Origin of the sequence: Ancylobacter polymorphus (assembly GCF_030813495.1) — a bacterium.
GTDB classification, from domain to species: Bacteria; Pseudomonadota; Alphaproteobacteria; order Rhizobiales; family Xanthobacteraceae; genus Ancylobacter; species Ancylobacter polymorphus.
Window position 1 is genome coordinate 774562 of record NZ_JAUSUI010000001.1, and the last position, 13984, is coordinate 788545.

Annotated in this window: 14 protein-coding genes; 7 read left to right on the plus strand and 7 right to left on the minus strand. The window is 69.0% G+C overall.

Features of this window, described 5'->3' with window-relative positions; all coding sequences use genetic code 11:
- Positions 1 to 198 precede the first annotated feature (198 nt).
- The gene (gene dgcA / locus J2S75_RS03995; RefSeq protein WP_307018360.1) at positions 199 to 1188 is read left to right on the plus strand and encodes an N-acetyl-D-Glu racemase DgcA; all 990 of its coding nucleotides are present in this window, start codon (positions 199 to 201) and stop codon (positions 1186 to 1188) included.
- On the opposite strand, the gene J2S75_RS04000 is transcribed toward dgcA, so the two are convergent.
- Both J2S75_RS04000 and thiD read right to left on the minus strand, forming a co-directional pair.
- Entirely contained in the window at positions 1158 to 2336 is a 1179-nt protein-coding gene (locus tag J2S75_RS04000) for an MFS transporter (protein ID WP_307018361.1), read from the minus strand. The genes dgcA and J2S75_RS04000 overlap by 31 nt on opposite strands.
- A gap of 65 nt (positions 2337 to 2401) precedes the next feature.
- Positions 2402 to 3208 carry a bifunctional hydroxymethylpyrimidine kinase/phosphomethylpyrimidine kinase gene (gene thiD / locus J2S75_RS04005; protein ID WP_307018362.1) on the minus strand — a complete coding sequence of 269 codons (807 nt, stop codon included), beginning with the start codon at positions 3206 to 3208 and terminating at the stop codon, positions 2402 to 2404.
- 311 nt (positions 3209 to 3519) lie between these two features.
- Between thiD and J2S75_RS04010 the strand changes: the two genes are divergently transcribed.
- Complete coding sequence (locus J2S75_RS04010) at positions 3520 to 3756, plus strand: Lrp/AsnC ligand binding domain-containing protein (RefSeq protein WP_018391378.1); 237 nt, start codon at positions 3520 to 3522, stop codon at positions 3754 to 3756.
- A 5-nt stretch (positions 3757 to 3761) separates the two neighbouring features.
- Here the strand turns inward: J2S75_RS04010 and J2S75_RS04015 are convergent, their stop codons facing one another.
- From J2S75_RS04015 to J2S75_RS04025, 3 genes are all read right to left on the minus strand, one after another.
- Positions 3762 to 4688: a DMT family transporter gene (locus J2S75_RS04015; protein ID WP_307018363.1), complete on the minus strand. Its 927-nt coding sequence runs from the start codon at positions 4686 to 4688 to the stop codon at positions 3762 to 3764.
- Positions 4689 to 4846: 158 nt separating this feature from the next.
- Entirely contained in the window at positions 4847 to 5554 is a 708-nt protein-coding gene (locus tag J2S75_RS04020) for a cytochrome b/b6 domain-containing protein (protein WP_307018364.1), read from the minus strand.
- Complete coding sequence (locus tag J2S75_RS04025) at positions 5551 to 5991, minus strand: c-type cytochrome (RefSeq protein ID WP_307018365.1); 441 nt, start codon at positions 5989 to 5991, stop codon at positions 5551 to 5553. The genes J2S75_RS04020 and J2S75_RS04025 overlap by 4 nt, the downstream gene beginning before the upstream one ends.
- Before the next feature lie 223 nt (positions 5992 to 6214).
- Here J2S75_RS04025 and J2S75_RS04030 point away from each other — a divergent pair, with 223 nt between their 5' ends.
- From J2S75_RS04030 to J2S75_RS04045, 4 genes are all read left to right on the plus strand, one after another.
- Entirely contained in the window at positions 6215 to 7030 is an 816-nt protein-coding gene (locus J2S75_RS04030; protein WP_307018366.1) for a universal stress protein, read from the plus strand.
- 147 nt (positions 7031 to 7177) lie between these two features.
- Positions 7178 to 7786 carry a LysE family translocator gene (locus J2S75_RS04035; RefSeq protein WP_307018367.1) on the plus strand — a complete coding sequence of 203 codons (609 nt, stop codon included), beginning with the start codon at positions 7178 to 7180 and terminating at the stop codon, positions 7784 to 7786.
- Positions 7787 to 7867: 81 nt separating this feature from the next.
- Positions 7868 to 8725, plus strand: coding sequence for a UDP-2,3-diacylglucosamine diphosphatase (locus J2S75_RS04040; protein ID WP_307018368.1), 858 nt, complete (start codon positions 7868 to 7870; stop codon positions 8723 to 8725).
- On the plus strand, positions 8725 to 9780 hold the full coding sequence (locus J2S75_RS04045) for a glycosyltransferase family 4 protein (RefSeq protein WP_307018370.1): 1056 nt from the start codon (positions 8725 to 8727) through the stop codon (positions 9778 to 9780). Before J2S75_RS04040 ends, J2S75_RS04045 begins: the two co-directional genes overlap by 1 nt.
- A gap of 3 nt (positions 9781 to 9783) precedes the next feature.
- Here J2S75_RS04045 and J2S75_RS04050 read toward each other — a convergent pair whose 3' ends face one another.
- Positions 9784 to 10773: a threonine ammonia-lyase gene (locus tag J2S75_RS04050; protein WP_307018372.1), complete on the minus strand. Its 990-nt coding sequence runs from the start codon at positions 10771 to 10773 to the stop codon at positions 9784 to 9786.
- A gap of 133 nt (positions 10774 to 10906) precedes the next feature.
- Here J2S75_RS04050 and J2S75_RS04055 point away from each other — a divergent pair, with 133 nt between their 5' ends.
- Positions 10907 to 11527, plus strand: a complete 621-nt coding sequence (locus J2S75_RS04055) for a helix-turn-helix domain-containing protein (protein ID WP_307018374.1) — start codon at positions 10907 to 10909, stop codon at positions 11525 to 11527.
- A 211-nt stretch (positions 11528 to 11738) separates the two neighbouring features.
- On the opposite strand, the gene J2S75_RS04060 is transcribed toward J2S75_RS04055, so the two are convergent.
- Positions 11739 to 13955 carry an esterase-like activity of phytase family protein gene (locus J2S75_RS04060; RefSeq protein WP_307018376.1) on the minus strand — a complete coding sequence of 739 codons (2217 nt, stop codon included), beginning with the start codon at positions 13953 to 13955 and terminating at the stop codon, positions 11739 to 11741.
- Positions 13956 to 13984: the final 29 nt, after the last annotated feature.

The window sequence follows — 13984 nt, forward strand, 5'->3', positions numbered from 1 at the left end:
CGCGACGCCGACACCAGAACTCGCTCCGCGTTTCTAGCGGGGGGTGTCGCAGCCGTCGAGAGAGCCCGCGGCGATTCGGGATTAGGGACGGCGGCGAAGTGACTTAATCCCCACAGGTGTGCTTTCGCGGCGACGCCCGGCGGGGCGCGCGGGGCCTTATCATGGGCGGTGCGATTCTCCCTCCGGACGGCTTCCGCCATGACCGAGCTTCTCATCATCGCCGAGCGTTTTCCCATACGCGGCACCTTCACCATCGCCCGCGGCTCCAAGACCGAGGCCGCCGTCGTCACCGTCGAGCTGCGCGACGGGGGCCATATCGGGCGGGGCGAATGCGTGCCCTATGCCCGCTATGGCGAGAGCGTGGAGGGCGTCGTCGCCCAGCTCGCCGCGCTGGAAACGCTGGTCGCGGAGGGGCTGCGGCGCGAGGATCTGATGAGCGTGCTGCCACCCGGCGCGGCGCGCAACGCCATCGACTGCGCCATGTGGGACCTCGATGCCAAGCGGGGACGGATGCGCGCTTATGAGATGGCCGGCCTGCCGGCGCCGCAGCCCGTCGTCACCGCCTATACGCTGAGCCTCGACACGCCGGAAGCGATGGCGCAGGCGGCGCGCGCGGCGATTGAGGAAGCGGGGCACGAACTGCTCAAGCTCAAGCTCGGCGGCGAGGGCGATGTCGCCCGCCTCACCGCCATCCGCGCGGCGGTGCCGCAGGCGCGGCTGATCGTCGATGCCAATGAGGGCTGGACCGGGGACAGCCTGGAGGCCCATCTCGCCGCCTGCGCCGAAGTCGGGGTGGAACTGGTGGAACAGCCGCTGCCCGCCGCCGACGACGCCCGCCTCGCCGCCATCGCCCGCCCGGTGCCGGTCTGCGCCGATGAGAGCGCGCACGGGCTGGAGAGCCTCGACACGCTCGCTGGACGCTATGACGCGCTCAACATCAAGCTGGACAAGACCGGCGGGCTGACCGAGGCGCTGCTGCTCGCCCGCGCCGCGCAGGCCGCCGGGCTCGACATCATGGTCGGCTGCATGGTCGGCACCTCGCTTGCCATGGCGCCGGCGCTGCTGCTGGCGCCGCTGGCGCGCTTCGTCGATCTCGACGGCCCGTTGCTGCTCGCCGCCGACCGCACTCCGGCGCTGCGCTATGAGGGCAGCCTGGTCTACCCGCCCGAACCCGCGCTCTGGGGCTGACGCAGCCGCCCGGCGATCAACGCCAGACCCGTTCCCGCCAGCGCCAGCCCGCTTGAGGCGAAGAACGCGGCGGGGCCGAAAGCCTGCCAGAGCGGGCCGGCGGCGAGCGTCGCCCCGGCCATGGCGATCGCCGTTGCCCAGGCCGCGAGCGCCTGCACGCTCGCCCCGCGCCCGGGCGGGGCATGGCGGGCAACGAGTTCCACCGCGCCGAGATAGGTGCAGCCGAAGGTGAAGGCATGCAGCGGCTGCAACAGGAGGAGGAGCAGCAACGGCGGGTCCAGCGCCATGACGGCAAAGCGCAGCACCCCGGCCAGCCCGCCGATCAGCAGCAGCTTTTCCGGCCCCAGCCGGCGCGTCACCCGCGTGCCGTAATGGAACAGCACCACCTCCGCCAGCACGCCGAGCGACCAGAGCAGGCCGATGAGCGTGCTGGACAGCCCCTTGCCCTGCCACATCAGCGAGGCGAAGGCGTACAGCACGGCGTGCGAGCCCTGCACCAGCGCCGCCGCCGCCATGCCGACGAACAGCACCGGCGCGAGACCGGCGAGGACGACGCCGCTCTGCCGCGCCGTCTCGTGCGGCGCCGGGCGCACCTCGCGCAGGGTTGCCGCCGCTAGTGCCGCCGCAATGCTCGCCCCGGCGATGAGCCAGATTACCGTATCGGCTGGGACCGCGACGAGGAACACCCCGCCGAGCAGGCCGCCGGCCAGAAGATTGCCGCCGATGAACGCCGCCGAGCCCCACAATCGCACCCGGCCATAATCGATCAGCCCCTCGCGCCGGCGCGCCACCGCATAGGCGTCAAGCACCGGCAGGCTCGGCTGCCAGAACACGGCGGCGAGTCCGAGCCCGATGAGGATGAAGGTCGCGCTGGGGGCGAAAGCGATGCCGGCGAAGCACAGGGCGGTGGCGGCGGCATAGACGATAAGCGTGGCGCGCGGGCGCCCGCTGCGGTCGGCCAGCAGGCCGCCGAGCGGCATGGTGACGAGGCGCACCATCTGCGGCACGGCCAGCGCCAGCGCGATCAACGCCGCATCGAAGCCCCGCCCCTCCAGCCAGACCGGAAAGAACGGCATGAACACGCCGATGCCGAAAAACAGCCCGGCATAGACGGCGGCGATGGCGTGGCGGGGGGCGATGAGGGGCACGGGGGGCGGCTCGCGGAGGCGTCGCCCGGCTTAGCAGGCCGCGGGCCGCCGCACCACCGGCGCGCTCACCACCAGGCGTGAAAGTGGTGCACCGGCCCGTGGCCCTGGCCGATGGCGAGTTCTTCCGAACGGGCCAGCGCCTTGGTCAGATAGTCCTTCGCCGCTGCCACCGCGTCCCGCAGCCCGAGCCCCTTGGCAAGGCCGGCGGCGATGGCGGAAGAGAGCGTGCAGCCCGTGCCATGGGTGTTGCGGGTGACGATGCGCGGGGCGGTGAATTCCACGAAGCCTTCCGAATCGAGCAGCACGTCGATGCTGTCCGGCCCCTCGCCATGACCGCCCTTGATCAGCACGGCGCGCGGGCCCATCGCCAGCAGCAGCCGCGCCTGCGCCCGCACGCTCGCGAGGTCTTCCGCCGGGGCGGCCTCCAGCAGCGCCGCCGCTTCCGGCAGGTTCGGGGTGATGAGCAGCGCCTGCGGCAGCAGTGCGCGGCGCAGCGTGTCGATGGCCTCCGGCACCAGCAGGCGGTCGCCGGAGGCGGCGATCATCACTGGATCGAGCACCACCGCCGACACGCCGTGCCGCGAAAGACCCGACGCCACTTCGGTGATCGCCTCGGGGCGCGAGAGCATGCCGATCTTCACCGCATCGACCGCGAGATCGGACAGCACGGCGTCGATCTGCGCGGCGATGAAGGCGGGCGGCACGTCGTGAATGCCGGTGACGCCGCGCGTGTTCTGCGCGGTCAGCGCGGTGATGACGCTGGCGCCATAGACCCCGAGCGCGGAAAAGGTCTTGAGATCGGCCTGGATGCCGGCGCCACCGCCGCTGTCCGAGCCCGCCATCGTCACCGCAATCGGTGTGGAGCCTGCCATGCTACGCCTCCCCTCGCCGTGCGGGGTGGAGGCGTCGCGACGGGAGACCGGCCCCGGCGCGCGCGATCCGTTCCCTCCGCCGGCATGACCCGGATCAGGTTCGTGGGTTGGCGACGCGCCTTTCGGCCCGTCTTCGCCTCTCAGCCCGGAGCGCGTGCGCGCCTTGGGCACCCCAACGTGATCGTCTGTCGCGAGATAGGCGAGGACGCGCACGCGCGCAAGGCGTCGTCGCGCCACGGGACGGCGGGGGTTGCGCCAGGGTCCGCCTTCTGTTTCCTATCGGCCTCCCCGCGTTCAGCCGGAAGACCGCCATGGTTCCTTTCTTCATGCAGATCAAATGTCAGCTCGGCCGCGCCTATGAGGTGGCGAACGCCATCGCCGACGCCGAGATCGCCTCGGAGATCTATTCGACCGCCGGCGAGTTCGACCTGCTGGTGAAGTTCTATGTGCCCGAGGGCACCGATATCGGCCATTTCGTAAATGAGAAGGTGCAGTTGTTCCCGGGCATCCAGGACACCCGCACCCTGATCACCTTCAAGGCGTTCTGACCGCCTCAGGGCGCCGGCGCGGCGGGCGGGGTCGAGGCGGCTTCGTCCTGCGTCCGGTCGATGCCGAGCTGGCGCTCGCGCCAGATGACGAACAGCCCGGCGCCGATGACGATGGCGCCGCCGAGCAGCACGAGCAGCGGCGGCACCTCGGCGAAGAGGATGAAGCCGAGCAGCAGCGACCACAGCATGGCGGAATAGGCGAAGGGCGCCACCACCGAAGCCGGTGCGTAGCGGTAGCTCTCGGTCAGCAGGATCTGCCCGACCCCGCCGATAAAGCCGATGGTCAGCAGCAGCAGCCCCTCCCGCCCGCTCGGCAGCACCCAGCCCCAGCCGGCGGTGGCAAGGCCCGCCAGCGCCGCCAGCGCCTGGAAATAGAACACGATGGAGGCTGTGGTCTCCGTCTGGGTGAGCCGGCGCACCTGCACCATCGCCCCTGCGGTGAACGCCGCCGCCATGAGCGCGAACAGCGCGCCGAACAGGTGGCCGGGCGTGTCGAAGGAGCCCTGCATGTGCGGCCACAGCATCACCACCACCCCGCCGAGCCCCACCACCACCGCCGCCCAGCGATAGAGCTGCACCCGCTCGCGCAGCAGCAGCGCCGCCAGCATGACGGTGAGCAGCGGCGCGGCGAAGCCGATGGCGGTGGCGTCCGCCAGCGGAATGCGCGCCAGCGCGGCGAAGCTCAGCCCCATGGCGCAGACGCCGATGGTGCCGCGCGCGATATGGCCGAGCGGGTTGGCCGTGCGCACCGCCGCCCCGATCTCCCGCCGCCAGGCCAGCAGGGCGAGTAGCGGAAACAGCGCGAAGAAGGAGCGCGAGAAGACGATCTCGCCCGTCGGAACATGATCCGAGACGATGCGGACGAGGGCCGACATGATGGTGAAGAGGAACGTCGCGCCGACCTGCAGCGCGATGCCCTTGAGCGCGTTCATGGGGTCGCCATGGAGCATGGTTGCCGGCGCCCCGCAAGCGCGCCGAAAGTGGTAGAGCGTTTTCGAGCGAAGTGGATACCGGTTCGCGTGAAGAAAACGCGACAAAACAAAGAACTAGATCATTTCACTGTTTCCGTGAAACTGTGAAATGATCTAGTTCACGGGAATGGGTCGCCCCCCGCCAGCGCGATGCCGCCGAACACGACGAGCACCGCCAGCCCGAGGCACAAGAGCGCCCGCCCGATACCGCCCGGCGTCGCCGGCGCCCGGTCGGCATAAGACGCCGCCGGCTTGGTGCCGATGACCATGGCGCGGATCAGATTGTCGCGGCCGAACAGCGAATAGGCGATGTTGGTCGCCACATGCAGGCCGATCAGCGCCAGCAGATAGGGATAGAGCCGCTGGTGCCAGACCGAGGCGCTGCGGATGGTCTCCTCGCTCACCACGGGCGTCATCGGGCCATAGACGATGATGTCGTCGCTGGTGAACAGGCCGGTAAGGGCCTGCGCCGCCACCAGACCCAGCAGCGCCATCACCACCCAGCCGCCAAGCGGGTTATGGCCGAGAAAGTGAAGCGGCCGGCCCTTGAGCAGGGCCGCGACGTAGCGCAGCCCCGCCCTCGGGCCGCGCAGGAAGCCGGCAAAGCGTGCTGTCGACCCGCCGACCAGCCCCCAGAACAGCCGGAACACCACCACGACGAGGATGGCAAGGCCGTTCCACTGGTGCCAGACCAGCCCGGCATCGCCATAGTAGCGGCTGAGAAAGGCGAGCCCGACCAGCGCGGCCAGGCTCCATTTCGCCAGCCGCGTCGGCAGGTCCCACGCCAGCACAGCCGGCGCGGGAGAAGTGAGCGGCGCGCCGGTCAATTCTTCTGCCGGTAGCTGTCATGGCAGGCGCCGCAATTGCGGATCACGCCGGGGAAATTGGCCTTGAAGCTGGCCTCGTCGGTGATCGCCGCACGCGCGGCGGCGGCGTCGGTGCCGAGCTTGGCGAAGCGGGCGTCGAAATCCGCCTTGTTGGTCCAGATCGCCGGCAGCGCGTCGCTGCCCGGCCCGGAACCCTCCGGGAACAGCGCCGGCAACGCCTTGGCGTTCTTCACATACAGATCGAGCGCCGCCTGCACCTGGGCGAGATCGAACGGCACGCTGCCGCGCAGCATGCCGCCGACCGGCTTTGTGGCATCGCCGAACTGCTTCAGCAGCGCCTGGCGCTCCTTCACCACATCGGCCTGAGCGATCGCCATGCTGGCGGCAAAGGCGGTGATCATGCCGGCTGCGAGCGCAACCGTCAGTCGGCGAACCATGAAATGCTCCCTCATTCACGCGCCGGGAAGGCGCGCGCGCCGGCTGACCTTATTGGCCGGCGGTAAGATGGCAATCCGCGCGGTCGCCTGTTCGCGCGCTCGTGATGGGAGAGCCCGGGTATGATGAAGGGCTAATGCCTGTTGCGGATCGTGGTTTCCCGCATTTTCATTCTGCACGAATGACCCTACGTCAGAGAAACAGCCGTCAGGAGAGAGAAACGCCATGTCCATCCGTACCATCCTGCTGCACGCCGCCCCCGATTCGGGCTTCAATGACCGTCTGGCCTTCGCCATCGGCCTCGCCCGCCAGACCGGCGGGCAGCTGCGGGCGGTCTACACGCTCTATCCCGCCGGCGTTCCCCGCGTCGGGCGGGCGCTGTCCATCTATGTGAACGAGCTGGTGCGCGAGGCGAAGGAGAAGGAAGCGACCCTCAAGGCGCAGTTCGAGGCCGCCGTCGCGGAAGCCGGCGTCACCGGCATGTGGCACACGGTGGAAGGCGAGGTCACCGCCGCCCTGCGCGATGAAATCACCTTCTCCGATGTCACCATCGTCAGCGAAACCCGCTACGGCACGGTGGACGACGAACTGGCCGCCACCCTGCCCGAACATCTCGCCCTCGCCTGCAACGGCCCCGTCATCGTCGTGCCGACGGGCAAGAAGGTACCGGGCCGGCTCGGCAAGGTGCTGGTGGCGTGGAAGCCCTCGCGCGAGGCCGGCCATGCCGTGCGCTTCGCCCTGCCGATCCTCGCTCTGGCCGACGAGGTGGAAGTGCTGACCGTGGAGGAGGCGAAGTCCGATGTCGCCGCCTCCGGCGCCAAGCTTGCCGCCTATCTCGCCACCCATGGCGTCAACGCCAAGCACCGCCATGTCGCGGAAGGCTCCGCCGCCACGATCATCCCGCAGGAGACGCAGAAATTCGGTGCCGACCTGCTGGTGATGGGCATCTACAGCCGCTCGCGCCTCGCCGAGATGATCCTCGGCGGCGTCACCGCCTCGCTGCTGGTCGATCCGCCTGCGCCGCTGTTCGTCGCGCATTGAACCGCCGGGCCGCGTGCCCGTTCGCTCCGCTTCGCCGCCGGCCCTGGGAGGGGCCGGCGGTTTCGTTTGTGCCGGCGGCCTTTCCGGGTTGCGGCGGGCGGGTGGACGGCCTAGCTCTGGCGCGCCGTTCCGGCCATCGCCCGAGGAATGCCCGTGCCGCTGTCCTCCCAGCTTCTGCCGCTGTTCCTGTTCGCCCTTGCTGGCGCGCTCACCCCCGGGCCGAACAACATGATCTCGGCCGGCTCCGGCGCCGCCTTCGGCTTTCGCCGCACCCTGCCGCAGATCTGGGGCGTCACGGTCGGCTTCGCGGTCATGGTGGTGGCGATCGGCCTCGGCCTCGGTACGCTGTTCCTCGCCATCCCCTATATGCACCAGACGCTGAAGATCGTCGGCGCGCTCTACCTGCTTTACCTCGCCTGGAAGATCGCCCATGCCGGCGGGCCGGGCGGCGGCGCGGAGGTGGAAAAGCCGATGACGCTGCTGCAATCGGCACTGTTCCAGTGGGTGAACCCGAAAGCGTGGACCATCGCGCTTTCCATCGTGCCGGCCTTCACCACGGTGGGCGGCGACGATCTGTTCGCCGAAGTGGCGATGATCGCGCTCGTCTCCGGCCTCGTCACCTTTCCCAGCCTGTGCCTGTGGGCCGGCTTCGGCGCGCTGCTCGCCCGGCTGCTCTCCACCCGGCGCCAGCAACGCATCGTCAATTACGTGATGGCGGCGCTGGTGGCGGCAAGCGTGGTGATGCTGTTCCTCTGACGCTCCTTTGATCGGCCGAACGCAGGGTGCAGCGCAGCATCGTCATAAAAGCGTGATGCGAGTCGGGCTTATGCTTTCCCCATGGAGACATTGCCCAGCCCATTTGCGGGCCTGATCGAGGGGGCTTCCGAGGTGAACGACGCACCCGAGGCACGCCGCTACCGCAGCCTGTTCCTGTCCGATGTCCATCTCGGCACCAAGGGCTGCCAGTCCGATCTGCTGCTCGACTTCCTGCGCTATCACGATGCCGACACCATCTATCTCGTCGGCGACATCGTCGATGGCTGGCGGCTGCGCTCCGGCTGGTACTGGCCGCAGAGCCATAATGACGTGGTGCAGAAGCTGCTGCGCAAGAGCCGCAAGGGCACCCGCATGGTCTATCTGCCGGGGAACCACGATGAATTCCTCCGCGACTATTACGGCAATCATTTCGGCGGCATCGAAGTGGTCGAAACGGCGATCCACGAAGCCGCCAATGGCAAGCGCTACCTCGTCATCCATGGCGACGTGTTCGACGTGGTGGTGCGCCACGCCCGCTGGCTCGCCTTCCTCGGCGACGGTGCCTACACCGCCGCGCTCGGCCTCAACACCTATCTCAACTGGGCCCGCCGCAAATTCGGCTTTCCCTATTGGTCTCTGAGCCAGTGGGCCAAGCTGAAGGTGAAGAACGCGGTCAATTTCATCGGCCGCTTCGAGGAAGCGGTCGCGACCGAGGCCCGCCGCCACAAGGTGGACGGGGTGGTGTGCGGCCACATTCACCACGCGGTCATTCACGACAGCTTCGGCGTCGAGTATATTAATTGCGGCGACTGGGTGGAAAGCTGCACGGCGATCGTCGAACATGCCGACGGGCGCTTCGAGCTGATCGACTGGGCGCGCCAGACACGGGCGCGGGTGAAGGCGCCGCTGCTGCTCGAACGGCCGAAGGTCGCCGCCTGATGCACATTCTCGTCGCGACCGATGCCTGGCTGCCGCAGGTCAACGGCGTCGTCCGCTCGCTGCAGAACACGGCCCGCGAGGCCGCCAAGCTCGGCGCGCGCATCGATTTCCTCACCCCCGCCGATTTCCGCACCGTTCCCATGCCGACCTACCCGGAAATCCGGCTGGCGCTGGCGACGCCGGGGCGGGTGCGCCGGCGGATGGACGAGATTGGCGCCGATTACGTGCACATCGCCACCGAAGGGCCGATCGGCATCATGGCGCGCCGCGCCTGCCTGTCGCGCGGGCAGAGCTTCACCACCAGCTACCACACGCGCTTTCCCGAATATCTCTCCGCCCGCGCCCCGGTGCCGGAAGTGCTGTCCTATGCCTGGCTGCGCCGCTTCCACAATGCCGGCGCCGGCATCATGGTCTCCACCCCGACGCTGGAAGCGGAGCTGCGCGGGCGCGGCTTCCATAACATCCTGCGCTGGTCGCGCGGCGTCGATGCCGAGCTGTTCCGCCCGCGCCCGGAAGCGGAAATGGACGCGTTCGTCGCCGCCCTGCCCCGCCCGATCTTTCTCTCGGTCGGCCGGGTGGCGGTAGAGAAGAACATCTCCGCCTTCCTCGATCTCGACCTGCCCGGCTCCAAGGTCGTGGTGGGCGACGGCCCGGCCCGCGCCGAGCTTCAGACGCGGCACCCCGGCGTGCATTTCCTCGGCCTCCGGGAAGGTGAGGCGCTCGCCCGCATCTATGCCGCGGCGGATGTGTTCGTGTTCCCCAGCCTGACCGACACTTTCGGCATCGTGCTGCTGGAAGCGCTGGCGAGCGGCCTGCCGGTCGCCGCCTTTCCCGTCACCGGGCCGAAGGATGTGATCGGCGAGGCGGACGCGGCCGTCGGCGTGCTGGGCGAGGATCTCAGGCAGGCGGCGCTCGCCGCGCTCGACACGGACCGGGATGCGTGCCGCGCTTATGCGCTGCGCTTTTCCTGGCGCGCCTGCACCGAGCAGTTCCTGCACAACATCGAATCCGCCCATGCCCGCGCCAACGCGGCGGCGCGCGCGGCGGCGGGCTGAGCGTCAGGCCGCCGCGAGGCAGCGGGCGAAGGTGTCGGCGTCGACATTGCCGCCCGACAGCACCAGCACGGCGAGCTTGTGCTTGAGATCCACCCGGCCCGCCAGCACGGCGGCGAGCGTCACTGCCCCGCCCGGCTCGACCACGATCTTGAGCTCCTCGAAGGCGAAGGCCACCGCCCGCGCCACCTCCTCATCGGTGGCGGAAACGCCAGCGCCGACGAGCCGCGAGGAAATCTCGAAGGTCAGCTGTCCCGGCGTCGCCGCCATCAGCGCGTCGCAGATCGAGCCGGTGGCCTGGTTGTTGCGCTCGCGCCCGCCGGAGCGGAAGGAGCGGGCATGATCGTCGAAGCCGGCCGGCTCGGCCGTCATCACCTGCGCCTCGGGGAAATGGTGCTTCACCGCCAGCGCGATGCCGGAGACGAGCCCGCCGCCGGAGGCGTTGGCCATCACCAGATCGGGCGCGAGGCCGCGCGCGACAAGGTCCTCGGCGATTTCCAGCCCCACCGTGCCCTGCCCGGCGATGATGTGGAAATCATCATAGGGCGGCACGAACACCGCCCCGCGCGCCCGCGCGATCTCCCCGGCGATGGCGTCGCGGTCGTCGACGCCACGGTCATATTCCACCACCTCGCCGCCAAAGGCGATGGTGCGCGCCTTCTTCATCGCCGGCGCGTCCTTCGGCATGACGATGACCGAGGCCATACCCATCAGCGTCGCCGCCGCCGCCACGCCCTGCGCGTGATTGCCGGAGGAACAGGCGACCACGCCGCCGGCGCGCTCATCCGCAGGAATCCGGGAGATGCGGTTATAGGCGCCGCGGAACTTGAACGAGCCGGTGCGCTGCAGCGGCTCCGGCTTCAGGAACACCCGCCCGCCGGTGATCTCGTCGAGCCGGGCGCAGGAGAGAAGCGGCGTGCGTACCGCGACGCCGGCGAGGCGTTCGGCGGCCGAGGTCACGTCGTCATAGGTGGGAAGGGCGTTGCTCTGCATCATGGGACGAGCTTAATCCCGCGACGGCGCGCGCGCATGTGCTTTCCGACGCCCGCGCTCAGCTTTTTCGCGCCGGCTTGCGCGGGCGGGCCCGGGCGACCTAAATACATGTCTCATAAGCCAAACGGGAGCCGGCATGTCGGGCCGAACGCGCAGCCTCGATCGGGGCGACATGGATGCCGGGGCGCAGGCGATCACCGGCCAGCTCGGCCGCACCATCCAGCGCCTGCGCAAGGCCTATAATCTCTCGCTGTCCGAGCTTTCCGAGCAGTCCGGCGTCGCCAAGTCCATCATCAGCCAGATCGAACGCAACGAGACCAACCCGACGCTCGCCACCGTCTGGCGGCTGTCGCAGGCGCTCGACATGTCGATCGACCGCTTCATGGCGGCGACCGACGACGAGCCCTTCGTCGAGCACCTCACCCGCGCCGACACGCCGATCCTGGTGTCGGAGGACGGCAAGTGCCGGCTCACCATCACCGGCTGGATCAAGACGGTGGAATGGCTGCAATGGTTCGACTTCGTCGCCGGGCCGGGCGGCGAGCTGATCTCCGACGGCCACCAGCGCGGCTCGGTCGAGTGCCTGTCAGTGCTCTCGGGCGAATTGCAGGTGGAGTGCGGCGACGTGATCGAGACCGCCCGCGCCGGCGAGACGCTGCGCTATCGCTGCGACCGCCGCCACGTCATCCGCAACCTCACCAATGAGCCCGCCCACGCCACCATGGTCTGCCTGCTCAAGGCCGCCGTGCTGGATTGAGGGGCGGACAGGCCCCGGAACGAAAACGGGCGCCCGAAGGCGCCCGTCCCTGACCTTTCCAGACCCTTTGTCCCTCATGGCCGGGCGTGACCCGGCCACCCAGAGGGCCGGGATCGCCGGCGCGGAGCTGGATCCCCGGGGCCAAGCCCGGGGATGAGGGAGTAAGAGGCTGAACTGACCTGTGGGAGAAGCGGAGCGCGAGCCGCTTGCCTCAGTTCATCTTGCCGAGCGACATGAACTGCGTCTCGCCGGAGGAGCCGTCGACGCCGTCATTGTCGGTGACGATGAAGGCGTTGCCGGCGGTGTCGATGGCGAAGCTCTCGACCTTGTCGAGGACGTAGCCATGCGTCGCCTTGAGCAGCGGCAGCAGGTCCTTCACCTCGCTCTTCACCAGCACCGGCGGCGTGACCTCGCTGCCGAGCGGCGCCGGCTTCACGTCTTTCAGCGAGACAAAGGCCAGCTTCTTGATCGCGGCGTCGTTGCCGATCTGGTTGTCGCGCTCGATGACGATGAGGCCGTCCTTGTAGGGCGAAATCTCGGACAGGCCCACCCAACCCTTGGCGGCCTTGTCGAGCGGGTAGCGCACGACGCCCCAGCTCTTGTCGGCCGGCTTGTAGGCGAGGAGCTTGGTGAAGCCCTTCGGGTCGTCCTTCCACTCGCGCTGCACCGCGATCCACACCGTCTCGTCCGCGCCGGTGCCGACCACCGCCACGCCCTCGAAGCCGAAGCGGCCGGCCTGCGCCGCCACCGCCTCGGGAAGCGCGATCTCTTCGGCGATGGCGCCGTCGGCGCCGACGCGCAGCAGAAGGTTCTGCGTCGCCTTCTCCTTCTTCTCCGGATTGCCTTCGGAGGCGATCCAGAAGCCGCCCTCCGGACGCACCGCAATGCCTTCGAGGTCCAGCCCCTTGGCCGGCTCGCCGTCCTTGGTCAGCACGGTGGCGGCGGTGATCTTCGCCGGCTTCGCATTGGCATCGATGGTCAGGATGCGCGCCTGCGCATAGGCGCTGTCGGTCACGGCGTAGAGCTTGCCCGCTTCCTTGGCGTCCGCCGCGAAGCCGGACAGGGCCGACCACCAGATCGGCAGGCCGTTGGGCCCGTCAACCGAGAGCAGCGTGGGATAGGCCGCCGTCGCGCCGGGCTGGCGCTGATAGAGCGTGACGACGGAGCCGATGCCGCCATCCTTGCGGTTGTCGGTCTCGGCGGCGGTGACGAACAGGTCGCGCTTGGGCAGCGCCATCAGCCCTTCCGGACCGACGCCGCCGGGCAGCACCTGGAGGAATTCCGGCGCCGCGCCGGGGCCCTTGTCGCGATAGACGAAGACCAGCGAGCCGCGCTCGGAGGCGACGAAGATCAGGCGGTCATCGCCGAAGGTGGCGACTTCCGCGCCCTCCATCTCGATGCCCTTCTTGTTGCGCTTCTCGGGATAGTGGCCGAGGCGCACCGCCATGTGCTCGGGCGCGGTGCCGCTCTCGAACAGCAGCTTGCCGGTCTTGTCGAAGATGGAGAAACCGCGCGTGCCGCCCTTCCAGTCGCCCTCATTGGCGATGACGAAGCGGTTATCGTCGATCCACTGCACGGTGTCAGGTTCGCGCGGCACCGCCTTCATCGAGCCGGAAAGGTCGATCACGCCGTCCTTCTTGGTGTCGATCTTGTCGAGGTCCACCGTCCCGGCGGAGAAATGCGAGAGGATCTTGCCGGTGGGCAGATCCACCACAACGATGTGGTTGTTCTCCTGCAGCGTGATGACGACTTCGTTGCGGGAATTGATGTCGACATATTCCGGCTCCGGGTCCTCGGGCGCGATCGCCGCGAGGCCGGTGAGGTCGATCACCTTCTTGGAGGCGTCGACGACCCGCCCGTCCTTCACCTCGAAGGTGGTGAGGTTGCCGGCCGGCAGCTGCGGCAGCGCGCCGTCATTCAGATCTTCGTCGCGCTCATTCTCGATGGCGATGGCGAGATAGCGGCCATCCGGGCTCTTGGTGATCGAATCCGGCTGGCCGCCAAGGTCGATCTTGTCCTCCACCTTGCGGGTGGCGAGGTCCACCACCGCGAGATGACCCGAGGGCTTCGCCTTCGATTCGGAGGTGTTGACGCCGACATAGGCCTTGCCGCCGATCACGACCGTGGTGGTGGGCTCGCCGTCGAGCGCGACCACGCCGGCCGCCTTCGGCGCCGCCGGATCGGTGATGTCGATGAAGCCGATGCGCTCGCCGGGGCTGTCGCTGTAGATCAGCGTGTTGCCGTCTTCGGTATAGGTGATGATCTCGGCCGCCGTCGGCTTGGCGGGATCGGCACCGGCCGGGAGGTTTTCCACCACGTTGAAGGTGGCGATGCGGTTGAACGGCGCGTCCGCCGCCAGCACGGGGGCGCTCAGGGCAACGAGGGCGAGCACGGCGGCGGAAGCGGTGGCGAGAAGCATCGGGCGCATGGGGGTCTCCGATCGGATGCGGGCGGAAC